Origin of the sequence: Telluria mixta (genome assembly GCF_029223865.1) — a bacterium.
In the GTDB taxonomy this organism is placed as follows: domain Bacteria; phylum Pseudomonadota; class Gammaproteobacteria; order Burkholderiales; family Burkholderiaceae_D; genus Telluria; species Telluria mixta.
In genome coordinates this window covers 2,203,652-2,224,594 of the sequence record NZ_CP119520.1, presented here as the reverse complement: position 1 = coordinate 2,224,594, position 20,943 = coordinate 2,203,652, and the positions used below count along the sequence as shown (strand labels likewise).

Sequence of the window (20,943 nt, the reverse complement as noted above, 5' to 3'; positions counted from 1 at the left end):
AATGATGCTAATCTGGCGCCCCCCATCTGGCCCATCCATAAACCAGGCAGATAGAACATGATGAAATCGAAAATCGCACTGGCCGTTTTGCTGACCAGCGTCGCGCTGGCGCCGGCGAGTGCGCGCCCCAAGACGCATCACAAGGCAACCAGCAGCGCCAAGGCCAAGTCCTCTTCGAAGAGCAAGGCAAAAGACGATGCCAAGCCCGTGCAGAAAGCCGCCGCGCCCGTCGCCGCCGCCACGCCGGTGAACCGCAACGACCGCTACATGGACTCGCTGTCCATGCAATTCGTCACCGCGCTGTGGCGCATCGATCCGGAAGACGGCATCTACGTCGGCAAGTTCGACGCCGCCGCCAAGCTGACGATTCCCGACCCCGCCACGCGCGCGAAAAAGCTCGCCTTCATCGATGAGTGGCTCGACAAGTTCGGCAAGCTGAACGCCGACAAGCTGTCGCCGAACCAGCGCACCGACCTCGCCGTCCTCCTCAACAAGCTGAAATACGAACGCTGGCAGCTGACCACCTTCCGCGAGTTCGAATGGAACCCGGCCGAGTACAACGTGGCGCAGACGTTCGACCTGATCCTGAACACCGAATACGCCGCGAAGGCCCAGCGCCTGCGCACGATCCTGAAGCGCCTGGCCGACGTGCCCGCGTACTACCAGGCCGCACAGGCATCCATCGTCAACCCGACGCATGAACACACGCAGCTCGCGATCCAGCAGGCGCCGGGCACGCTCGTCGTGCTGGCGGACCTCGGCAAGGCCGCGCAGGAATCGATCCTGTCGCCGCAGGAGAAGGCGATCTTCGCGCAGCGCATCGCGAACGCCGGCACGGCGGTGGTGGCATGGGTCGACTTCCTGACGGACCTCGACAAATCGCAGGTGCAGATGCAGCGCGCCCGCTCGTTCCGCATCGGGAAGGATCTGTACGAGCAAAAATTCGCGTTCGAGATCCAGTCCGCGAACACGGGCGAACAGACCTATCGTAAAGCCTTGGCCGCGCGCGACGAGCTCCTCACCCGCATGGACGGCCTGGCCGACCAGTTGTGGGACAAGACGATGGGCGGCACCGCGAAGCCCGCCGACCGGTATAAAAAAATCGGCATGGTGATCGACAAGCTCTCGCTGCAGCACACGACGGCCGCCAACTTCCTGCCCGAGATCCGCCGCCAGATCCCGCAGCTGCAGGACTACGTGATCAAGAATAATCTCGTGACGATCGACCCGAGCAAGCCGCTCGTCGTGCGCGAGACGCCGCTGTATCAGCGCGGCGTGGCCGGCGCCAGCATCGACGCGCCGGGGCCGTACCGTCCGAAAGACAAGACCTTTTACAACGTGACGCCACTGGACGGTCTCACGCCCGAGCAGGCCGAAAGCAGCCTGCGCGAGTACAACAACTGGATGCTGCAAATCCTGAACATCCACGAGGCGATCCCCGGCCACTACACGCAGCTGATGAACGCGAACCGTTCGCCGTCGCTGGTGAAAGCCCTGTTCGGCAACGGCGCGATGGTCGAAGGCTGGGCCGTGTACGGCGAGCGCATGATGCTGGAATCGGGCTATGGCGACAACGCGCCGGAGCTGTGGCTGATGTGGTGCAAGTGGAACCTGCGCAGCGTCTCCAACACGATCCTCGACTACAGCGTGCACGTGCTGGGCATGACGCGCGAACAGGCCATGGACCTGCTCGTGCGCCAGGCGTTCCAGACGCCGCAGGAAGCGGCCGAGAAGTGGAAGCGCGCGCAGCTCTCGTCCGTGCAGCTCTCCAGCTATTTCAGCGGCTACAGCGACATCATGGAATTGCGCGAGCGCCGCAAGGAACAGCTGGGCGACCGCTTCAACCTCAAGCAGTTCCACGACCAGTTCCTCGGTTACGGGAATGCGCCGGTGAAGATCATCGGCCAGCTGATGCAATAACGTGAAGCGCTCATTGACCGTCGCGGCGCTCGCGGGTGTCGCCGTGCTGGCCGGAGGCGCGGCCCTGTACGTGTTCAATGCGCGCCAGGACGCCACGCCGGGCCGCGCGTTCTGGCGTCCCGCCGACGCGCCGACGAAGCCCACGTGGTCCGCACGCGTGACGCCGCTGCCGGACCGCTTCGGCGATCCGTTCGGGACCGTCGTCGATGCCCACGGCAACGTGTTCGTGGCCGACGGCGGCGACTGCAGCTGCATCCGCCGCATCGCGCCCGACGGACAGGTGACCATCTTCGCCGGAGGCCACGTGGGCTTCGCGGACGGTCTCGGTGCCGCCGCGGCGTTCGACACGCCGTCGGCGCTGGCCATCGACCGCCTCGGCAATCTGTACGTGGCCGATACGCACAACAACGCGATCCGCAAGGTGGCGCCCGACGGCAGCGTGAGCACGCTGGCGGGCAGCGCCGCCGGCCTCGACGGGCCCGTCGGCGTGGCCATCGACCGCGACGGCAACGTCTACGTGGCCGACACCTACCACGACCGCATCGGCCGCATCGGCAAGGACGGCACGGTGACGACGGTGGCCGGCAGCGGCACGCCCGATTACCTCGACGGCACAGGCACCGCAGCGGCCTTCGACACGCCGAGCGCCATCGCCGTCGACAAGCACGGCGTACTGTTCGTCGCGGATACGGGCAACAACGCGATCCGGCGCATCGACAAGAATGGCGAAGTGACGACGCTCGCGCGCGCTCCGGAGGACGAGCGGCGTCCGCTGCTGCGGCGCCCGGTCGCGCTGGCGCTGACGCACGACGGCTATCTGTACGCGAGCGGCGCCGGTGGCCGCATCCTCCAGTTCGACCCGAGCGGGCAGTTTCATGCGCTGCCCGACGCCGACCGCCCGCCGGACACGAGCTACGCCAGCGACGGCAGCGTGCGGCTGTACGCGCCGCGCGGCATCGCTGTAAAACGCGACGGTGCGCTGGTGGTGGCCGATGGCCAGGCGCAGCAGGTGTTCGCGCTGGCGCCTCCCCAACCGGGTACGCCGGCCCCGCAGGCAAGGCCGCAAGTCATGCCCGCGGTGGCCTCGATGCCCTGGCCCGTGGGTCCGCAAACAGAACCGCACGAAGTCGTCGGCGTACTGGGCGAGGTGCGCGGCAGCTACGACGGCGAGAACCGCGACCATTTTCACGCGGGCCTGGACATCCGCGCCGACATCGGCGCGCGCGTGCTGGCGGTGCTGCCCGCGACGGTCAGCGATCCGTATCCCAACTGGGCATTCGGCCAGCTGGGCGAAGGCATGAGCGTCGGGCCGCTGTCGTACATCCACATGCGCGTGGGCCGCGACGCCGCGGGCAAGCCGCTCGATCCGCGCTTCCAGGTACTGGCCGGCCCGAACGGCAAGCCGGCACGGGTGCGCGTGCGACGCGGCACGCGGTTCGCCGTCGGCGACGCGCTCGGCACGATCAATCCGATGGCGCACGTGCACATGGAGTACTACCCCGGCGGCGTCGCCGTCAATGCGCTGGCCCTGCCGTTCACGGGCCTGCGCGACACGGTGCCGCCGCGCATCCAGAGCATCGCCCTGTACGACGCGCGCGGCCAGCGCCTGCCGCGCAAGAAGGGCCAGCGCCTGCACGTGGCGCGCACGCTCGGCGACCTCACGATCGTCGCTTCCGGCTACGACCAGATGGACGACAACCTGGCGCGGCGCCGTCTCGGCCTGTACAAGGTGGGCTACCAGCTGCTCCATGCGGACGGCAGCCCGGTCGCCGGATTCGAGACGCCGCGCATCACGCAGGTCTACGACCGCCTGCCGCGCGAGCGCGAGGCCGTAAAACTGCTGTATGCGGAAAACAGCGGCATCACGGTCTACGGCAGCAAGGCCACGGTGTTCGCCTATGCCGTCAACAATACGCTGCACGATGGCCTGGCGCTGCCCGGCACGTGGAAAGTGGATGGCATCGAACCGGGCGATTACGTGCTGCGCATCTACGCGGCGGATTACGCGGGACAGGTGGCGCTGGAAGGACGTGATCTGCCGATCACGGTCGACTGACGTTCACGCCAGCTCGGGATAACCCAGCGCCCGCGCGGCCGCCTCCAGCCGCGCGATCCGCGCATACTCGGCATCGTCGACGTGGCGGAAGCCCACGATCCGCAGCGGCGCCATCGCTTCCTGCAGGCGCTCGCCCGGCGCCAGCAGGGCACTGCGCAGCCGCCGCACCCACGTGGCCGGCACGGCGCTGCCCGCGACCAGCGGCAGGCCGGGCGACGGCGCCGACCAGCCGATCACCGTCAGGCCCGCGACGGCGGCTGGGTCTTCCTCGCTCAGATAGGCATACGTCACGCAGTCGATGGCAGCGATGTCCGCGTCGCCCGCGCGCACGAGGCGCACGCTCGCCGCATGGCTGCCGGTCCACACCACCTGTCTGAAAAAACGCCTGCCGCGCGCAAGCGGCGCCACGGCGTGGCGCAGTGCGTTCATGCCGCTGTTTGAGTGACGCTCATTGGCGGCGGCCACGCGTCCACGGGCATCCGCCAGCGTGCGGATGCCGCTGTCCGCGCGGACGACGAACGCGCTCGCATAATCGCTGCCGGCGCACCCGGGCACGTCGAAACAGGGCGTCGCGACGAGCGCCGCGCGGCCTTGCAACGCATGCAGGTACGGATAACCGCAGGTCTGGCTGAACAGCAGGTCGGACCGCTGCCAGAACGCGGGCAGCGAGACGTCGCGTACCACTTCGCCGACGCCTTCCAGGCCCGCCTGCGCCATCAGCGCGGCGAGAAACCTCTCGTAGCCGTCGCGCAGGCGCGGCGACACGTTATACATCGGCAGGGCGATTTTCCAGGTCATGATGCCTGCGGATGCACGGGCGCATCGACGGCGCGCCAGCCGTGACGGCGCGCGAGGTCGCCGTAGCCGTCGAAGTGGAAGTGGCCATTGCGGGCGAGGTACTCGGCGCGGCGCGCACGATACACGCGCGGCAGCAGGTACCACGGCAGCGACGGCAGGTCGTGGTGCACGAGGTGCAGGTTGTTGTTCAGGAAGAGCAGCCGGAGCAGCGGGTCCGCTTCGTTCAGCACGATGCGTTCCTTGGCGCGCGCGGCCGGCCGGTGTTCGTAGAACGAGCGCACCATCGCCAGCGATTGCGCCGGATACGAGACCGCGACGAGAAAATACAGCGCACCCACGCCGCAGCGTTCCTGCATCCACCACAGCAGCGCGGCCAGCAGGGCGAAATGCGTCAGCCACATCGGCACGTCGCGCCACTCGCCGCGCAACGGCTGGCGTACCGCTTCCGCCCAGGTGGCGCCGACGGCGAGCGCCGGGCCCACGAGCAGGCGGCCGACAAAGGTCTTGTTAAACCAGTGCAGGCGGCGGCGCAGCGGGCCCATTTCGCCCCACGCGGCGGGCGACACGTACCAGCTTTCCGTGTCGCGCTCGGGCATCGTCAGTTGCGAGTCGTCGTGGTGGCGCAGATGGCTGTCGCGGTACAGGCCGTACGGATACCACACGGCCAGCGGCAGGTAGCCGAACAGCGCGTTGAGCCACGGGCGGCGCGTCGGGTGGCCGTGGATCAGTTCATGTTGCAGCGACATGTACCACGCGGTCCACCAGATCATCAGTGGCGTGCCGAGGACGGGACCGATGTGTTGCCAGTACGCGAGCGTGCCGAACCAGCCGCTGTGGATGACGGCGATCAGGAGCCAGGTCGGCCATTCGCCGCGCCACAGCGGGCGGGCGCGTTCGGCGGCGATGGTCAGTCGCTGGGTGTCGTCCAGGTAGGCGGAGCGTGGTGGTGCCATCTGCATCCTTCGGTTGCTTGTCGCGGGAACTCATCCCTTTGGAAAAGTATAAGGACGCACGCTTAGTCGGAAAACGAAGATATTTGCGCTTCTTTATGCAAAATCCGACTGTGCAAATCCGCACACCGGGCGTGCTCGTGCGCGGCCTTGTATGCATGCAACCGCCTTCTAGAATGAAACGCTGACAACAATCAAACACAAGGGAGACTACGCATGCGTCATATCATTTCGCTCGCGCTGCTGGCGGGCGCAAGCTGCACCGCGCACGCCCAGGTCACGGCCGGGCCCGGCACCTGGAGCGGCAACCAGACGTGGGCCGCCGACACCGTCAACGGCGGCAACCTGACGGGCTATTACTATTGGCCGGCCACGCAGCCGGCGCTGAACGGCAAGCGCGCGCTCGTGCTCGTGCTGCACGGCTGCGCCCAGACGGCCGCCGGCGACGTCGTCGACAGCGGCAGCGACGGCGGCTTCAACTGGAAGAAAGCCGCGGACCAGTATGGCGCCATCATCCTGGCGCCCAATGCAACGGGCAATGTCTACAGCAACCACTGCTGGGATTACGCCAGCACGAGCCACAACCGCACCTCGGGCCACGACGGCGTGCTGCTGGACCTGATCAAGCGTTTCGCGGCCAATGCCCAGTACGCGATCGACCCGAACCAGGTCTATGTCGCCGGCCTGTCGTCGGGGGGCGGCGAGACGATGGCGCTCGGCTGCCTCGCGCCGGACGTGTTCGCGGGCGTGGGCATCAACGCCGGGCCGCCGCCCGGTACGACGACGGCGCAGATCAGCTACGTCCCGTCCGGCTACACGGCGGCCAATGCGGCCAACAGTTGCAAGGCGCTTGCGGGCAGCAGCAGCCCGTCCTTCGCGACCCAGATCGCGAGCGTCGTGTGGGGGGCGAGCGATTACACGGTGTCGCAGCAATACGGGCCGATGGATGCGCAGGCCATGCGCCTCGTTTACGGCGGCACGTTCACGAAGGGTCAATCGACGACGGTGGCGACGGGCGGCACGAGCGTCCCCTATACGGATGCGAACGGCAAGCTGCGCACGACGGAGGTCACGGTCAGCGGCATGGGCCACGCATGGCCGGCCGGCAGCGGCGGGCAGAACACGAACTTCGTCGACGCGACCCACGTAAACTATCCGGCGTTCGTGATGGATTTCTGGTTCAGGAACAATCTGCGGGCGGCGCGCGTGGCGCCTCCCGTCGTGGACAGCTGCAACGCGAGCGTCTCCGGCACGACGGTCACCGTGTCGGGCAGCGGCACGGGGAATATCTCGTCGTGGCGCGTCGTGCTGAACGGGCCGGGCACCGTCAACGACACGGCTGCCGGCAGCGGCGCCAGCTTCGCGAAGTCGTACACGAACCTCGCCAACGGCTATTACACGGGCAGCGTGACGGCGACGGACAGCGGCACGGGCCTGACGTCCAGCGCGTGCAGCATCGCGCAGTTCCTCGTCGGGACGCCGCCCGCGCTGCAGCCCCCGGCCGGCCTCGCGGTGGGCACGACGACGTCGAACAGCGTGACCCTGTCGTGGAATGCGGCCGGTGGCGCCACCGGCTACCACGTCTACCGCAACGGCAGCCGCGTGAACGCGAGCCCGCTGACCGCCACGTCGTACACGGACGGCGGGCTCGCGGCCAGCACGACGTACAGCTACCAGGTGTCGGCCACGAACGGCAGCAGCGAGAGCGCGCTGTCGGCGGCGGTCGCGGGCACCACAAGCTCCAGCTGGACCTGCAGCGCGACGACGTCCAGCAACTACGCCCACGTGCAGGCGGGACGCGCGCACGACAGCGGCGGCTATGCGCTGGCCAACGGGTCGAACCAGAACATGGGACTCGACAACACGTTTTATACGAGTACGCTGGCGCAGACGGCGCCGGGATATTACGTGATCGGGAACTGCCCCTGAAACGGGTACAACGCGTTAGCCAACTGCGTCATTCCCGCGCAAGCGGGAATCCATACTGAGCTGACCTGGGACGCTCAGCATGGGTCCCCGCTTCCGCGGGGACGACGGCTAATTCAGGACTGTTCCTGCGGCGCCTGCGTCGCCTTGACGAAGATCGGCGCCAGCAGCAGCCCCAGCTCGAACAGCAGGCACATCGGAATGGCCAGCGCCAGCTGGCTGACGGCATCCGGCGGCGTCACGATCGCGGCGATGACGAACGCGCCGACGATGGCGTACGGGCGGATCGAGCGCAGCTTCTCGACGCTGACGATGCCCATGCGGACGAGGATCACGACGACGACCGGCACCTCGAACGTGGCGCCGAACGCGAGACACATGGACATCACGAAATCGAGGTAGTTCTCGATGTCCGGCATCACGGCGATGGATGTCGGCGAGAAGTTGCCGATGAAGTGGAACACGCGGCCGAACACGAAGAAATAGCAGAACGCGACGCCGGCGATGAACAGGAACGACGACGAGATCACGAGCGGCAGCACGAGCCGCTTTTCGTGCGCGTACAACCCCGGCGCGACGAACGCCCACACCTGATAAAAGACCCACGGCAGCGCGAGGATGAAGGCGATCAGGAGAGTCACCTTCATCGGCACGAGGAACGGCGCGACGACGCCGGTTGCGATCATCTTGGAGCCGGCCGGCAGCGCGGCCAGCATCGGGGCGGCGAGGAAATCGTAGATGCGTGCCGGGCCCGGCCACGACATCAGCACGATGCACGCGAGGACGATGCCGTACGTCGCCTTGATCAGGCGGTCGCGCAGCTCGACCAGGTGGGAGATGAAGGTTTCTTCGCCCGCGGTTTCTTCAGTCATCTGGCGCTAGGGAGGCGGCGCCCAACGGCGGCCGTCATCAGAAAAATTTGGTGTTGGAAGTGGCGCCGGGACGGAACTTGCGCACGCGTGCAGCGCCGGACAGCACATGCTGGCGCGTGCCCTGGCGGTTCTTGTACCAGGCCGGCATGCTCGACGTCTTCGCCAGCTTCTTGCGGCGGAAATCGCGCGCCTTGCGCTCGATGTCGTCCGTCGAGGCCGTCGTCGGCATCACGGCCGTGTCGCCGCGCCAGGCAGACTCGACCTCGCCCATGTGGCTCGAGACAGTGGACTCGACGTCCGACTTGAACGTCTCGACCTCGGACTTGAAGCTCTGCGCGCTGTCCTGGATATCCTTGTGCAGGTTGCGCAATTCTTCCATCTCGATCTCGCGCGAGACTTCCGACTTCACGTCGTGCAGGTAGCGCTGGGCGCGGCCGTACAGGGTGCCGGCCATGCGCGCCACCTTAGGCAGTTTCTCGGGGCCAATCACGACCAGCGCCACCGCGCCGATGATGGCGAGTTTGGTAAGACCGAGATCGATCATGCGGGGTCAAGCATGGGATTAATGGCGGGCTTAGTGGCGCGCTTAGTGACGCGTTTTTTCGCGCGCGTCGACGTCGATGGTCGACTTGTCGGCCACCTGTTGCGCGGTCTGTTGCGCCGTCTGGCTGGCCGGCGTCTTGCCGTCTTCCTCGCCCTTCACGCCATCCTTAAAACCCTTGACGGCCTTGCCCAGGTCCGAGCCCGCATTGCGCAGCTTGCCCGTACCGAACACCACCACCACCACGACCAGCACGATCAACCAGTGCCAGAGACTCATTGAACCCATTGTTTTCTCCTTGCCGGGCGGCAGCCCGATCAGCGTAAGCTAAAGCTACGCCAGTATAAGCCATGCAGGGCGGGAATGCCCTCTTTCCTTTGGGGAATTACGTTCCCAGGCCACGCCACGGACGCGGACCGCCGTACACGTGCAGGTGCAGGTGATACACCTCCTGCCCACCGTCCGGCCCGACGTTGAACAGCGTCTTGTAGCCGCCGCTGCGCTGGCCGTCCGGACCGGTCTTCACGGCGATGCCATGTTCGGCCGCCAGCTTCGGCGCCAGCGCCAGCATCTTGCCCAGCACGGGCGCATGCACATCCGTGCAGTCGGACAGGGTGGCCACGTGCTGCTTCGGGATCACCAGCAGGTGGACGGGCGCGGCCGGGTTGATGTCCTTGAACGCGAGCAACTCGTCGTCCTCGTACACCACGCTGGCCGGGATCTGCTTGGCGATGATCTTGCAAAAGATGCAGTTGTCCATGTTCTCTCCAGGTTCTTAGTCTTGCGGGCGCGCGGCCTTCTCTTCGATACCGGAAATGCCTTCGCGCCGTGCCAGTTCGTCCAGCACCTGCTGCGGCGTGAGGCCGAACTGCGCCAGCAGGACGATCGAATGGAACCACAGGTCGGCCGTTTCGTACAGCAGCTTCGAAGGATCCGCGCCGGCGCGCACGTCCTTGGCGGCCATCACGGTCTCGACGGCTTCCTCGCCGATCTTTTTCAGGATGGCGTCGTCGCCCTTGGCGAACAGTTTCGCGACGTACGAGGCCGCCGGGTCGCCGCCGTTGGCCGGCTTGCGGGATTCGATGACAGCCGCCAGGCGTTCCAGTTGCGTGCTCATTTATTTCTTCTTCGGGTTGGTGTAGATGGTGTCCGGATCCTGCAGCACGGGCTCGACGCTGTTCCAGTCGCCGTCCTCGAACTTCTGGAAGAAGCAGGAATGGCGGCCGGTGTGGCAGGCGATGCCGCCGGCCTGCTCGACCTTCAGCAGCACGACGTCTTCGTCGCAGTCGAGGCGGATTTCCAGCACTTTCTGCACGTGGCCGGACTCTTCGCCCTTGTGCCACAGCTTCTTGCGCGAGCGGCTCCAGTACACGGCCTCGCCGAGCTCCACGGTCTTGGCGAGGGCTTCGCGGTTCATCCAGGCGAACATCAGGATGTCGCCGGTGGCGGCTTCCTGGGCGATCACCGGCACGAGGCCATGCTCGTCCCATTGGACTTTCTTGAGCCAGGGCTGGGCCGGGATCATCGGGGGGGTGGTCGGGGTCACCATGGTCGTCGGTTCCATCTATCAGTCGAGGCGCATCGGGATGCCGCGGTCCGCCATGAAGCGCTTGGCTTCGCCGACCGTGTGCTGCCCGTAGTGGAAGATGCTCGCGGCCAGCACGGCGTCGGCATGCCCTTCGAGCACGCCATCGGCGAGATCCTTCAGGCCGCCCACGCCGCCCGAGGCGATCACGGAGATGCCGACAGCGTCCGATACGGCACGCGTCAGGCCCAGGTCGAAGCCGGATTTCGTGCCGTCGCGGTCCATGCTGGTCAGCAGCAGTTCGCCGGCGCCCAGGCTTTCCATCTTGCGGGCCCATTCGACGGCGTCGAGGCCGGTCGGGTTGCGGCCGCCGTGGGTAAACACTTCCCACTTGCCGGGCGCGACCTGCTTGGCGTCGATGGCGACGACGATGCACTGCGAGCCGTGCTTCTGCGACGCGTCGTACACGAGTTGCGGGTTGGTCACGGCCGAGGTGTTCATCGACACCTTGTCGGCGCCGGCATTCAGCAGCCGGCGCACGTCCTCGACCTTGCGCACGCCGCCGCCCACGGTCAGCGGGATGAACACGGTCGATGCCACGGCTTCGATGATCGGCAGGATCAGGTCGCGGCCGTCGCTGGAGGCAGTGATGTCGAGGAAGGTGATCTCGTCGGCGCCCTGCTCGTTGTAGCGGCGCGCGATCTCGACGGGGTCGCCGGCATCGCGCAGTTCGGTGAAGTTGACACCCTTGACCACGCGGCCGCCGGTGACGTCCAGGCAGGGGATGATGCGTTTTGCGAGCATAAGATTTACTTAGTTAGCTCGTCGCTCCCGCGCAGGCGGGAGCCTAATTTTGCATGCGCAATCGAGATGCATGCGAAATTGGGTCCCCGCCTCCGCGGGGACGACGGTTCATGCGTTCAGGCCTGAGCGCCTTCGGTCAGTTCATCCGCGCGTTCCTGCGCGCTGGCCAGGTCGAGCGTGCCTTCGTAGATCGAACGGCCGCAGATCACGCCTTCGATGCCCTCGTCCTGCACGGCGCACAGGGCTTCCACGTCGGCCAGGTTGTGCAGGCCGCCCGAGGCGATGATCGGGATCTTGACGGCCTGCGCCAGGCGCACGGTCGCTTCGATGTTCACGCCGCCCATCATGCCGTCGCGGCCGATGTCGGTGTAGATGATCGATTCCACGCCATAGCCTTCGAATTTCTTGGCCAGGTCGATGACTTCGTGGCCGGACATCTTGCTCCAGCCGTCCGTCGCGACCTTGCCGTCCTTGGCGTCCAGGCCGACGATGATGCTGCCCGGGAAGGCGCCGCAGGCGTCGTGCAGGAAGCCCGGATTCTTGACGGCCGCGGTGCCCACGATGATGTAGGTGATGCCGTCGTCCAGGTAGCGCTCGATGGTGTCCAGGTCGCGGATGCCGCCACCCAGCTGGACCGGGATCTCGTCCAGGTCGTTGTCTTCGGCGTAATCCTGCACGACTTGCAGGATCGACTTGATCGCCTCTTCATTCTTCGGCTTGCCCGCGAACGCGCCGTTCAGATCGACCAGGTGCAGACGGCGCGCACCCTTCTTCAGCCAGTGCAGCGCCATCTCGGCGGGATCTTCGGAAAACACGGTGGCGAGGTCCATATCGCCCTGTTTCAGGCGAACGCAGTGACCGTCTTTCAGGTCGATGGCGGGGATCAGCAGCATGGTCGGTATCGATTAGGTTAATGCCGGGTAGACGGCGGAAATTACGGATTCCAGTGAACGAAATTCTTGTACAGTTGCAAGCCAGCAGCGGCGCTCTTCTCAGGGTGGAACTGGGTAGCGACGATATTGTCCTTCGCAACGGCACAGCAGTACGGTGCGCCATAATCGGTCTCGCCGATGGTGTGCGCCGCGTTTTCCGGCACGGCGAAATAGCTGTGCACGAAATAGAAATAGCTGTTGTCGGCGACGCCGTTCCACAGCGGATGCGCGCGCGACTGGTGCACGCGGTTCCAGCCCATCTGCGGCACCTTGAAGCGCGAGCCGTCGGGCTGCAGCTTGCCGTCGAGCTGGAAGCGCACCACTTTGCCGGGCAACAGGCCCAGGCCGGGGACGTCGCCCTCCTCGCTCAGGTCGAACAGCATCTGCTCGCCCACGCACACGCCCATCACCGGACGGGTCCGGGTGGCGCGCAGCAGCGCTTCCTGGGCGCCGGATTCGCGCAGGCTCTGCATGCAATCGCGCATCGCGCCCTGGCCCGGCAGCACGACACGGTCGGCCGCGTCGATCACGGCCGGGTCGTTCGAAATTTGCACGTCGGCCTCGGGCGCCACGGCGCGCAGGGCCTGTGCCACCGAGCGCAGGTTGCCCACGCCATCGATCACAACAATCTTGTTCGTCATTCTGGAATCCGTGCGTTACAGGCTGCCCTTGGTGGACGGAATCGTACCCGCGGCGCGCGCATCCAGCTCGGACGCCATGCGCAGCGCGCGGCCGAAGGCCTTGAAGACGGTCTCGCACTGGTGGTGCGCGTTCACGCCGCGCAGGTTATCCACGTGCAGCGTCACACCGGCGTGGTTGACGAAGCCGCGGAAGAACTCGATGGTGAGATCGACATCGAAGCGGCCGATGGTCGCGCGGGTGAACGGCACATGCCATTCCAGGCCCGGGCGGCCGGAAAAGTCGATCACGACGCGCGACAGCGCCTCGTCCAGCGGGACGTACGCATGGCCGTAGCGGCGGATGCCCTTCTTGTCGCCGATGGCCTTGGCCACCGCCATGCCCAGCGTGATGCCCGTGTCCTCGACGGTGTGGTGATCGTCGATGTGCAGGTCGCCGACGGCCTCGACCTCCAGGTCGATCAGGCCGTGGCGCGCGATCTGGTCCAGCATGTGGTCGAGGAACGGCACCCCGGTATTGAGTTTCTGGCGGCCGGTGCCGTCCAGGTTGAGCGCGACGCGGATCTGCGTTTCGCTCGTATTGCGCGTGATTTCTGCGGTGCGGGTCATTGCTAGGTGCTCGGCGGTGTTCAGGCTTGCAGCGAAGCCTTCAGGGCATTCAGGAATACGGAGTTTTCTTCCGGGGTGCTGACCGTAACACGGATGCAATTGGCCAGCAATTCATGCATTCTACTCAAATTTTTAATCAATACCCGTTCTGCGAACAGTTTAGCGCAGGTCTTTTCCGCGTCCGGCACGCGCAAGGTAATGAAATTGGCGCTCGACGGGAACACCGTCACGCCCGGCAGCGCGGCCATGGCGGCGGCCAGTTCCGTGCGCGCCTCGTTCAGGCGGGCGGCCTGCTCGTCCAGGACTTCCACGTGGTCGAGCGCGAATTCGGCGGCCACCTGCGTCAATACGTTGACGTTGTACGGCGGGCGCACCTTGTCGAACTGTTCCAGCAGCGCGGGCGCTGCGGCCAGGTAACCCAGGCGGATGCCGGCCAGGCCCAGCTTGGACAGCGTGCGCATCACGACGAGGTTCGGATACTGCGGCAGCTTGTCCATGAAGCTCGTGCGCGCGAACGGGTGATAGGCCTCGTCGGCCACGGCGATGCCGTTTTCTCCCAGCGCCTCGATGATCGCGACCATGTCGGCCTCGTCGTACAGGTTGCCGGTCGGGTTGTTCGGGTACGCCAGGAACACGAGGGCCGGCTTGTGCTCGGCGATCGCGGCCAGCATGGCGGCACGGTCCAGCGAGAAGTCGGCCTTCAGCGGCACGCCGACGAAGTCCATGCCCGCGAACTGGGCGGAGCGCTGGAACATCACGAATGCCGGGATCGGCGCGAGCACGACGGCACGCTTGTCCTGCCGTGCGGTGGCGGTGCACAGGATCGAGATGATCTCGTCGGAGCCGTTGCCGAGGATGACGTCGAACCCGGCCGGCACACCCAGCTTCGCGCGGATGCGTTCCTTGATGCCGGCATACGACGGCACCGGATAGCGGTTCAGGACGGCGTCCGCCAGGCGCTGGGCCAGCTCGGCACGCAGCGTGTCCGGGAGCTGGTACGGGTTTTCCATCGCGTCCAGCTTGATGTAGCCGCTCGAATCCGGCACGTTGTAGCTGTACCCGGCACGGACGTCCTCGCGGATCGTGTTGGCGATGAGGTTGTCGATGCTGGTCATTCCTGGTTCACTCCTTCGATGGTGGCGTCCGCTCGGACGCCCTTGCGTTTCTTGGTGGCCGGCTGCGCGGGGGCGGACAAGCGTTCCGCGATGGTCGCACAGTAGGCGGGGTTCAGTTCGAAACCGGTGAAATGCCGGCCGAGGCGCTTTGCTGCGAGCGCCGTCGTGCCGCTGCCCATGAACGGGTCGAGCACGACGCCGCCCGGCGGGCAGGACGCCTTGACCATGCGCTCGATGATCTCGAGCGGTTTCTGGGTCGGATGGTCGACCCGTTCCGCATGTTCGCGATGCAGGCGCGACACGCTCCACAGGTCCTTCGGGTTGTAACCCACTTCCAGCCACTTGGCGCCCACGAAGATCGAGCGCGATCGCGCCTTCTTCGTCTCGGCGTCGTACGGGATACGCACGGAGTCCAAGTCGAAATAATAATCCTTGCGCTTCACGAAGAAGCCGATGGTGTCGTGCACCGAGCTGAAGCTCCTGGTGCTGCCCCCCATCGAGGGAACGCGGCGGTCCCAGATGATCTCGTTCATCATCGTCATGCGCCGCTTGAGCATGACGAAGATCTCGGGCGCGAAGCGCCACGTGAGAAAGATGTACAGGCTGCCGTTGTCCTTCAGCTTCGGCAGGGCACAATCGATCCAGCGCTCGGTCCACGCGAGGTAATCCTCCACGCTCTGCTGGTCCGAGCCGTTGCCGTAATCCTTGCCGAGATTGTACGGCGGGTCCGTCAGGATCAGGTCGATACTGCCGTCGGGGATGCGCGCCATGCCTTCGAGCGCATCCTCGCAGAAGACCTGATCGCGCCAGGCCGTCATGATTCTTGGCTCTTCCCTTCGATCCTGAGCTCTGCGCTGCGCGCGTGTGCCTGCAGGCCCTCGCCGTACGCGAGTTCGGCCGCGACCTTGCCCAGCGTTTGCGCGCCGGCCTGCGACACGAACAGGATCGACGAGCGCTTCTGGAAATCGTACACGCCCAGCGGCGACGAGAAGCGCGCCGTGCGCGACGTCGGCAGCACGTGGTTCGGGCCGCAGCAATAATCGCCCAGCGATTCGGACGAGAAGCGGCCCAGGAACATCGCGCCCGCGTGGCGGATCTTGTCGGCCCACTGCTGCGGCTCCTCGGCGGAAATCTCAAGGTGCTCGGCCGCGATGGCGTTGGCGATCGCGCACGCTTCATCCATGTCACGCACCTTGATGAGTGCCCCGCGGTCCGTCATCGACGTGGCGATGGTGTCCTTGCGCGGCATCGTCGGCAGCAGTTTATGAATGCTCGCCTCGACCTGCGCGATGTAGCCGGCGTCGGGGCACAGCAGGATGGCCTGCGCCAGTTCGTCGTGCTCGGCCTGCGAAAACAGGTCCATCGCGACCCAGTCCGGGTCCGTCGTGCCGTCGCACAGCACGAGGATTTCCGACGGGCCCGCGATCATGTCGATACCGACCGTGCCGAACACGCGGCGCTTGGCGGCGGCGACGTACGCGTTGCCCGGGCCGACAATTTTATCGACCGGAGGGATCGTCGCGGTGCCGTAGGCGAGCGCGCCGACGGCTTGCGCGCCGCCGATCGTGATCACGCGGGTGACGCCGGCGATCGCCGCGGCGGCCAGCACCATGCGGTTCTTGACGCCGTCCGGCGTCGGCACGACCATCACGATTTCCTTCACGCCCGCGACTTGCGCCGGGATCGCGTTCATCAGCACGGACGACGGATACGCGGCCTTGCCGCCCGGGACATAGATGCCCACGCGGTCCAGCGGCGTGACGCGCTGGCCCAGCACGGTGCCGTCAGGCTCCGTGTACGTAAAGCCGTTCAGTTCCTGCTTCTGGCGTTCGTGGAACACGCGGATGCGCTCGGCGGCCGTGCGCAGCGCGGCGCGTTGCGATTCCGGCAGCGACGCCAGTGCTTCATCCAGCTCGGCCTGGCCGACGTCGAGCGCGGCCATGCTGGTGGCGCCGCCGTTCGGGATGCGGTCGAATTTGTTCGTGTATTCCAGCACGGCGGCGTCGCCGCGCGCCTTCACGTCGGCGAGGATCTTCGCGACGGCGGATTCGATGGCGTCGTCGGTCTCGGCTTCGAACGCGAGCAGCGTGTTGAGAGTCTGCTGGAAGCCGGCGGCGGTGGAATCGAGTTTGCGGATCGTGATGGACATGGTCGTTAGCACTTCTGCTGCTTGGACGCGCGTTCGAACGCGTCGATGATCGGTTGCAGGCGCTCGCGCTTCAGTTTCAGCGCGGCCTGGTTGACGACGAGGCGCGACGAGATCTCCATGATCTTTTCGACTTCGACCAGGTTGTTGGCGCGCAGCGTGCCACCCGTCGACACGACGTCGACGATGGCGTCGGACAGGCCGACCAGCGGCGCCAGCTCCATCGAACCATACAGTTTGATCAGGTCGACGTGCACGCCCTTCTTGGCGAAGTGCTCGCGCGCCGTGTGCACGAACTTGGTGGCCACGCGCAGGCGCGCGCCCTGGCGCACGGCGTTGTCGTAGTCGAAGCCGGCGTTGGCGGCCACGGACATGCGGCAGCAGGCGATGCGCAGGTCGATCGGCTGGTACAGCCCTTCGCCGCCATGCTCGAGCAGCACGTCCTTGCCGGCCACGCCGAAGTCGGCGGCGCCATGCTGGACATAGGTCGGCACGTCGCTGGCGCGCACGATCAGCACGCGGATGCCGGGATCGTTGGTGGCGAGGATCAGCTTGCGCGAGGTTTCCGGATTTTCCAGCACCTCGATGCCGGCCGCGGACAGCAGCGGCAGCGTGTCTTCGAAGATGCGGCCCTTCGAGAGGGCGAGGATCAGCTGCGAGCTGTCCCGAGTAGTGTCGTTCATTTGACTAGTTTGGTTTTAGGGCCCCGCACCTCGAAACCGTCATCCCCGCGGAGGCGGGGATCCAATTTTGCGAGCGTCGTCGAAACGCCGGCAACTTGGGTCCCCGCCTGCGCGGGGACGACGTTGGTTGGGAGCGCGGTCGTCCCTGGTCTTATCTTTATCTGATGCGTACGATATCCGCCCCAACCGCCGACAGCTTCGCTTCCATCCGGTCGTAGCCGCGATCGAGGTGATAGATGCGGTCGACGAGGGTCGTGCCCTCGGCGGCCAGGCCGGCGATCACGAGGGAGGCCGAGGCGCGCAGGTCGGTCGCCATCACGGGCGCGCCGACGAGGCGGTCGACGCCCTTGATGAAGGCCGTGTTGCCCTCGGTGGAGATCTGCGCGCCCAGGCGGTTCATTTCCTGCACGTGCATGAAGCGGTTTTCGAAAATGGTTTCGGTGACCTTGCTCGATCCGTTCGCGATCGTGTTCACGGCCATGAACTGGGCCTGCATGTCGGTCGGGAAGCCTGGGTATTCCGTGGTACGGAACGACACCGGCCGCGGGCGGCCGTCCATGCGCGCACGGATGCTGTCGCCTTCGATGCTCAAGGCGACGCCCATCTCGCGCAGCTTGTCGATGCCCGCGTCGAAGATGTCCGTGCGGGTGCGGGTGATGCGGATGTCGCCGCCCGTCGCCGCCACGGCGCACAGGAACGTCGCCGCTTCGATGCGGTCGGAGATCACCGCGTGTTCGGTGCCGTGCAGGCTGTCGACGCCCTGGATCACGAGGCGGTCGGTGCCGATGCCGTCGATCCTGGCGCCCATCGCGACGAGCATGTTCGCGAGGTCCGTCACTTCCGGTTCGCGCGCGGCGTTTTCCAGGATCGTCTCGCCCTCGGCCAGCGTGGCGGCCATCAGGAGGTTCTCGGTGCCCGTCACGGTGATCATGTCCGTGTGGATGCGGGCGCCCTTCAGGCGGGCCGCTTTCGCGTAGATGTAGCCGCCCTCGATCGTGATGTCGGCGCCCATCTGGCGCAGGCCCTTGATGTGCTGGTCGACGGGACGCGAACCGATCGCGCAGCCGCCCGGCAGCGACACCTTGGCTTCGCCGAAGCGCGCCAGCATCGGGCCCAGCACGAGAATCGATGCGCGCATCGTCTTCACCAGTTCGTACGGTGCGACGAGGGTGTTGATGGCGGAGCCGTTCAGCACGACGTTCTCGTCGTCCTGCGTGACCTTCAGGCCGGTCTGTTCGAGCAGGCGCAGCATCGTGCGCACGTCGTGCAGGCGCGGCACGTTCGACAGGGCGAGGTCGCCGGCCGTCAGCAGGCCCGCGCACAGGATCGGGAGCGCCGCGTTCTTGGCGCCCGAGATGGGGATGTCACCGTTCAGGCGCTTGCCGCCGACGATCTGGAGCTTGTCCATTGATTATCCTTGGTACTCTTCCGGGGTGAGCGTCTTCATCGACAAAGCGTGGATCTCTTCACGCATGCGGTCGCCCAAAGCGGCGTAGACGATCTGGTGGCGCTGGATGCGGCTCTTGCCGGCAAACGCGGGCGAGACGATGACGGCGCTGAAATGCTGGCCATCGCCCTCCACTTCCAGGTGGGTGCACTCCAGGCCCTTTTGGATGTAGCCGTGGATCAGTTCGGGTGTAGTAACCATGTTTTGTCAGTGACGCAGCTTGTAGCCGCGGCGAAGCAGATTGATTGCGATAGCGGCCAAGGCCACGAAGAAGACGGCGACGATTGCCAGGCTGGTCCAGGGCGACACGTCGGACTGGCCAAAGAAACCATAGCGGAACCCGTCAATCATATAAAAGAACGGGTTGAAATGCGAGACTGCAAGCCAGAACGGCGGAAGTTTCTTAATGGAATAGAACACACCGGCCAAAAATGTTGCAGGCGTGATCAAAAAGTTCTGGAAAGCGGCCAGCTGGTCGAACTTTTCCGCCCAGATGCCGGCGATGACGCCCAGGGTGCCGAGGATGCCGGCACCCAGCAGCGCGAACACGATGATCCACAGCGGCGCGACGAACGACAGGTGCGCGAACCACGCCGTGATGATGAACACGCCCAGGCCGACGGCCAGCCCGCGCACGACGGATGCCGTCACGTACGCCGACAGGATCTCCACGTGCGACAGCGGCGGCAGCAGGATGAACACGAGGTTGCCCGTGATTTTCGACTGGATCAGCGACGACGACGAGTTGGCGAACGCATTCTGCAGCACGCTCATCATCACGAGACCCGGGACGAGGAACGACGTGTAGCTGACGCCATCGAGCATCTCGACGCGGCCGTCGAGCACGTGGCCGAAGATCAGCAGATACAGCATCGCGCTGACGACGGGCGCGGCGATGGTCTGCGTGGCGACCTTCCAGAAGCGCAGGATTTCTTTATAAAACAGGGTGCGGAAGCCTACGGAAAACGCGTTCATCGCACGGGGCTCCCTTCCATGATCTGGATAAAAATGTCTTCCAGGTCGGCCTGCTGCAACTGCATCTCGTCGATCTCGGCGCCCGATTCCCGCAGGCGCGCGAGGATGCCTTCCACTTCGCTGTATTCGTTCACGCGCAGGGTGTATTTGTTGCCGCCGTTGTGTTCATCGTGCGCGACCAGGTGGCGCAGGCCTTCCGGCAGCCCGCCCTGCTTCAGGTGCACGACGAGCGACGAGCCGGACACGCGGCGCAGCAGCTGCGACATGGTGTCGAGCGCGACGACGTTGCCCGTCTTGAGCATGGCCACGCGCTGGCACATGGCCTGCGCTTCTTCCAGGTAGTGCGTCGTCAGGACGACCGTATGCCCCTCGCGGTTCAGGCGCGCGATGAACTTCCACAGCGTCTGGCGCAGCTCGACGTCGACGCCGGCCGTCGGTTCGTCCAGCACGATCACGGGCGGTTTATGGACGAGGGCCTGGGCGACGAGCACGCGGCGCTTCATGCCGCCGGACAGCGCGCGCATGTTGACGTCCGCCTTGGGCGTGAGGTCGAGGTTTTCCATCACCTCGTCGATCCATTTGTCGTTGTTCTTCAGGCCGAAGTAGCCGGACTGCAGGCGCAGGGTCTCGCGCACGGTGAAGAACGGGTCGAACACGAGTTCCTGCGGCACGACGCCCAGCTTCATGCGCGCGTCGCGGAAATCGCGCACGACGTCGTGGCCGTGGATGCGCACGCTGCCCACGTCCGGCCGAATCAGGCCGGCGATGGTCGAAATCAGGGTCGTCTTGCCGGCGCCATTCGGGCCGAGGAGGCCGAAGAATTCGCCTTGTTCGATGTTCAGTGAAACGCCCTTGAGGGCCTTGAAGCCCTTGTAGCTTTTCTCGACGCTGTCGATCTGGATGGCTGCTGTCATGCGTTGGGGATCCGAAGGACCGGAACCGTGCGGGGGAAACGAGCCATTATAGAAGAAAACGCCACGGCGTTCCGGGCCGTGGCGTTTTTGGA

At 65.8% G+C, this 20,943-nt stretch carries 23 protein-coding genes; 3 read left to right on the top strand and 20 right to left on the bottom strand.

Annotated elements, in window-relative coordinates; translation table 11 throughout:
- Positions 1-57: 57 nt before the first annotated feature.
- Both P0M04_RS09940 and P0M04_RS09935 read left to right on the top strand, forming a co-directional pair.
- Positions 58-1,920: a DUF885 domain-containing protein gene (locus tag P0M04_RS09940; protein WP_259451945.1), complete on the top strand. Its 1,863-nt coding sequence runs from the start codon at positions 58-60 to the stop codon at positions 1,918-1,920.
- A gap of 1 nt (position 1,921) precedes the next feature.
- Positions 1,922-3,976, top strand: coding sequence for a gluconolaconase (locus tag P0M04_RS09935; RefSeq protein WP_259451944.1), 2,055 nt, complete (start codon positions 1,922-1,924; stop codon positions 3,974-3,976).
- Positions 3,977-3,979: 3 nt separating this feature from the next.
- On the opposite strand, the gene P0M04_RS09930 is transcribed toward P0M04_RS09935, so the two are convergent.
- Both P0M04_RS09930 and P0M04_RS09925 read right to left on the bottom strand, forming a co-directional pair.
- Positions 3,980-4,774 carry a phosphate/phosphite/phosphonate ABC transporter substrate-binding protein gene (locus P0M04_RS09930; RefSeq protein ID WP_259451943.1) on the bottom strand — a complete coding sequence of 265 codons (795 nt, stop codon included), beginning with the start codon at positions 4,772-4,774 and terminating at the stop codon, positions 3,980-3,982.
- A complete protein-coding gene (locus P0M04_RS09925) occupies positions 4,771-5,727 on the bottom strand; it encodes a fatty acid desaturase (RefSeq protein ID WP_259451942.1) in 957 nt (318 codons plus the stop codon). The genes P0M04_RS09930 and P0M04_RS09925 overlap by 4 nt, the downstream gene beginning before the upstream one ends.
- Before the next feature lie 213 nt (positions 5,728-5,940).
- On the opposite strand from P0M04_RS09925, the gene P0M04_RS09920 reads away from it, so the two are divergent.
- Complete coding sequence (locus P0M04_RS09920; RefSeq protein ID WP_259451941.1) at positions 5,941-7,653, top strand: extracellular catalytic domain type 1 short-chain-length polyhydroxyalkanoate depolymerase; 1,713 nt, start codon at positions 5,941-5,943, stop codon at positions 7,651-7,653.
- Positions 7,654-7,766: 113 nt separating this feature from the next.
- Here P0M04_RS09920 and tatC read toward each other — a convergent pair whose 3' ends face one another.
- The 18 genes from tatC to P0M04_RS09830 all read right to left on the bottom strand — a co-directional run bounded on the left by tatC (position 7,767) and on the right by P0M04_RS09830 (position 20,851).
- Positions 7,767-8,522, bottom strand: coding sequence for a twin-arginine translocase subunit TatC (tatC, locus tag P0M04_RS09915; protein WP_259451940.1), 756 nt, complete (start codon positions 8,520-8,522; stop codon positions 7,767-7,769).
- A 37-nt stretch (positions 8,523-8,559) separates the two neighbouring features.
- Positions 8,560-9,066 (bottom strand): Sec-independent protein translocase protein TatB, encoded by a 507-nt coding sequence (tatB, locus tag P0M04_RS09910; RefSeq protein ID WP_259451939.1) that lies wholly within the window; start codon positions 9,064-9,066, stop codon positions 8,560-8,562.
- Positions 9,067-9,108: 42 nt separating this feature from the next.
- Complete coding sequence (gene tatA, locus P0M04_RS09905; RefSeq protein ID WP_259451938.1) at positions 9,109-9,351, bottom strand: Sec-independent protein translocase subunit TatA; 243 nt, start codon at positions 9,349-9,351, stop codon at positions 9,109-9,111.
- A 97-nt stretch (positions 9,352-9,448) separates the two neighbouring features.
- Complete coding sequence (locus P0M04_RS09900; protein WP_259451937.1) at positions 9,449-9,823, bottom strand: histidine triad nucleotide-binding protein; 375 nt, start codon at positions 9,821-9,823, stop codon at positions 9,449-9,451.
- Between the two features lie 15 nt (positions 9,824-9,838).
- Positions 9,839-10,180 carry a phosphoribosyl-ATP diphosphatase gene (locus tag P0M04_RS09895; RefSeq protein WP_259451936.1) on the bottom strand — a complete coding sequence of 114 codons (342 nt, stop codon included), beginning with the start codon at positions 10,178-10,180 and terminating at the stop codon, positions 9,839-9,841.
- Positions 10,181-10,588 (bottom strand): phosphoribosyl-AMP cyclohydrolase, encoded by a 408-nt coding sequence (hisI, locus tag P0M04_RS09890; RefSeq protein ID WP_259451969.1) that lies wholly within the window; start codon positions 10,586-10,588, stop codon positions 10,181-10,183. It abuts the gene before it with no gap.
- 42 nt (positions 10,589-10,630) lie between these two features.
- Positions 10,631-11,392 carry an imidazole glycerol phosphate synthase subunit HisF gene (gene hisF / locus P0M04_RS09885; protein ID WP_036233403.1) on the bottom strand — a complete coding sequence of 254 codons (762 nt, stop codon included), beginning with the start codon at positions 11,390-11,392 and terminating at the stop codon, positions 10,631-10,633.
- Between the two features lie 116 nt (positions 11,393-11,508).
- On the bottom strand, positions 11,509-12,285 hold the full coding sequence (gene hisA, locus P0M04_RS09880) for a 1-(5-phosphoribosyl)-5-[(5-phosphoribosylamino)methylideneamino]imidazole-4-carboxamide isomerase (protein WP_259451935.1): 777 nt from the start codon (positions 12,283-12,285) through the stop codon (positions 11,509-11,511).
- Between the two features lie 41 nt (positions 12,286-12,326).
- Positions 12,327-12,965 (bottom strand): imidazole glycerol phosphate synthase subunit HisH, encoded by a 639-nt coding sequence (gene hisH / locus P0M04_RS09875; protein ID WP_036233397.1) that lies wholly within the window; start codon positions 12,963-12,965, stop codon positions 12,327-12,329.
- Positions 12,966-12,980: 15 nt separating this feature from the next.
- Positions 12,981-13,571 carry an imidazoleglycerol-phosphate dehydratase HisB gene (gene hisB, locus P0M04_RS09870; RefSeq protein WP_036233394.1) on the bottom strand — a complete coding sequence of 197 codons (591 nt, stop codon included), beginning with the start codon at positions 13,569-13,571 and terminating at the stop codon, positions 12,981-12,983.
- Between the two features lie 20 nt (positions 13,572-13,591).
- On the bottom strand, positions 13,592-14,686 hold the full coding sequence (gene hisC / locus P0M04_RS09865; protein ID WP_259451934.1) for a histidinol-phosphate transaminase: 1,095 nt from the start codon (positions 14,684-14,686) through the stop codon (positions 13,592-13,594).
- Entirely contained in the window at positions 14,683-15,504 is an 822-nt protein-coding gene (locus tag P0M04_RS09860) for a DNA-methyltransferase (protein ID WP_259451933.1), read from the bottom strand. Before P0M04_RS09860 ends, hisC begins: the two co-directional genes overlap by 4 nt.
- On the bottom strand, positions 15,501-16,835 hold the full coding sequence (gene hisD / locus P0M04_RS09855; RefSeq protein WP_259451932.1) for a histidinol dehydrogenase: 1,335 nt from the start codon (positions 16,833-16,835) through the stop codon (positions 15,501-15,503). Before hisD ends, P0M04_RS09860 begins: the two co-directional genes overlap by 4 nt.
- Before the next feature lie 5 nt (positions 16,836-16,840).
- Complete coding sequence (gene hisG / locus P0M04_RS09850; RefSeq protein WP_036233383.1) at positions 16,841-17,515, bottom strand: ATP phosphoribosyltransferase; 675 nt, start codon at positions 17,513-17,515, stop codon at positions 16,841-16,843.
- Positions 17,516-17,672: 157 nt separating this feature from the next.
- Complete coding sequence (murA, locus tag P0M04_RS09845; RefSeq protein ID WP_259451931.1) at positions 17,673-18,923, bottom strand: UDP-N-acetylglucosamine 1-carboxyvinyltransferase; 1,251 nt, start codon at positions 18,921-18,923, stop codon at positions 17,673-17,675.
- 3 nt (positions 18,924-18,926) lie between these two features.
- On the bottom strand, positions 18,927-19,163 hold the full coding sequence (locus tag P0M04_RS09840; protein WP_036233378.1) for a BolA family protein: 237 nt from the start codon (positions 19,161-19,163) through the stop codon (positions 18,927-18,929).
- Positions 19,164-19,169: 6 nt separating this feature from the next.
- Positions 19,170-19,937 carry an ABC transporter permease gene (locus P0M04_RS09835; protein WP_259451930.1) on the bottom strand — a complete coding sequence of 256 codons (768 nt, stop codon included), beginning with the start codon at positions 19,935-19,937 and terminating at the stop codon, positions 19,170-19,172.
- Positions 19,934-20,851 (bottom strand): ABC transporter ATP-binding protein, encoded by a 918-nt coding sequence (locus P0M04_RS09830; protein WP_259451929.1) that lies wholly within the window; start codon positions 20,849-20,851, stop codon positions 19,934-19,936. The genes P0M04_RS09835 and P0M04_RS09830 overlap by 4 nt, the downstream gene beginning before the upstream one ends.
- Positions 20,852-20,943 lie beyond the last annotated feature (92 nt).

Bases quoted from the DNA above. Each gene is read 5' to 3' on its own strand.
- P0M04_RS09940 (WP_259451945.1), top strand. From the start codon at position 58: ATGATGAAATCGAAAATCGCACTGGCCGTTTTGCTGACCAGCGTCGCG.
- P0M04_RS09930 (WP_259451943.1), bottom strand. From the start codon at position 4,774: ATGACCTGGAAAATCGCCCTGCCGATGTATAACGTGTCGCCGCGCCTG.
- P0M04_RS09925 (WP_259451942.1), bottom strand. From the start codon at position 5,727: ATGGCACCACCACGCTCCGCCTACCTGGACGACACCCAGCGACTGACC.
- P0M04_RS09920 (WP_259451941.1), top strand. From the start codon at position 5,941: ATGCGTCATATCATTTCGCTCGCGCTGCTGGCGGGCGCAAGCTGCACC.
- tatC (WP_259451940.1), bottom strand. From the start codon at position 8,522: ATGACTGAAGAAACCGCGGGCGAAGAAACCTTCATCTCCCACCTGGTC.
- tatB (WP_259451939.1), bottom strand. From the start codon at position 9,066: ATGATCGATCTCGGTCTTACCAAACTCGCCATCATCGGCGCGGTGGCG.
- tatA (WP_259451938.1), bottom strand. From the start codon at position 9,351: ATGGGTTCAATGAGTCTCTGGCACTGGTTGATCGTGCTGGTCGTGGTG.
- P0M04_RS09900 (WP_259451937.1), bottom strand. From the start codon at position 9,823: ATGGACAACTGCATCTTTTGCAAGATCATCGCCAAGCAGATCCCGGCC.
- P0M04_RS09895 (WP_259451936.1), bottom strand. From the start codon at position 10,180: ATGAGCACGCAACTGGAACGCCTGGCGGCTGTCATCGAATCCCGCAAG.
- hisI (WP_259451969.1), bottom strand. From the start codon at position 10,588: ATGATCCCGGCCCAGCCCTGGCTCAAGAAAGTCCAATGGGACGAGCAT.
- hisF (WP_036233403.1), bottom strand. From the start codon at position 11,392: ATGCTCGCAAAACGCATCATCCCCTGCCTGGACGTCACCGGCGGCCGC.
- hisA (WP_259451935.1), bottom strand. From the start codon at position 12,285: ATGCTGCTGATCCCCGCCATCGACCTGAAAGACGGTCACTGCGTTCGC.
- hisH (WP_036233397.1), bottom strand. From the start codon at position 12,965: ATGACGAACAAGATTGTTGTGATCGATGGCGTGGGCAACCTGCGCTCG.
- hisB (WP_036233394.1), bottom strand. From the start codon at position 13,571: ATGACCCGCACCGCAGAAATCACGCGCAATACGAGCGAAACGCAGATC.
- hisC (WP_259451934.1), bottom strand. From the start codon at position 14,686: ATGACCAGCATCGACAACCTCATCGCCAACACGATCCGCGAGGACGTC.
- P0M04_RS09860 (WP_259451933.1), bottom strand. From the start codon at position 15,504: ATGACGGCCTGGCGCGATCAGGTCTTCTGCGAGGATGCGCTCGAAGGC.
- hisD (WP_259451932.1), bottom strand. From the start codon at position 16,835: ATGTCCATCACGATCCGCAAACTCGATTCCACCGCCGCCGGCTTCCAG.
- hisG (WP_036233383.1), bottom strand. From the start codon at position 17,515: ATGAACGACACTACTCGGGACAGCTCGCAGCTGATCCTCGCCCTCTCG.
- murA (WP_259451931.1), bottom strand. From the start codon at position 18,923: ATGGACAAGCTCCAGATCGTCGGCGGCAAGCGCCTGAACGGTGACATC.
- P0M04_RS09840 (WP_036233378.1), bottom strand. From the start codon at position 19,163: ATGGTTACTACACCCGAACTGATCCACGGCTACATCCAAAAGGGCCTG.
- P0M04_RS09835 (WP_259451930.1), bottom strand. From the start codon at position 19,937: ATGAACGCGTTTTCCGTAGGCTTCCGCACCCTGTTTTATAAAGAAATC.
- P0M04_RS09830 (WP_259451929.1), bottom strand. From the start codon at position 20,851: ATGACAGCAGCCATCCAGATCGACAGCGTCGAGAAAAGCTACAAGGGC.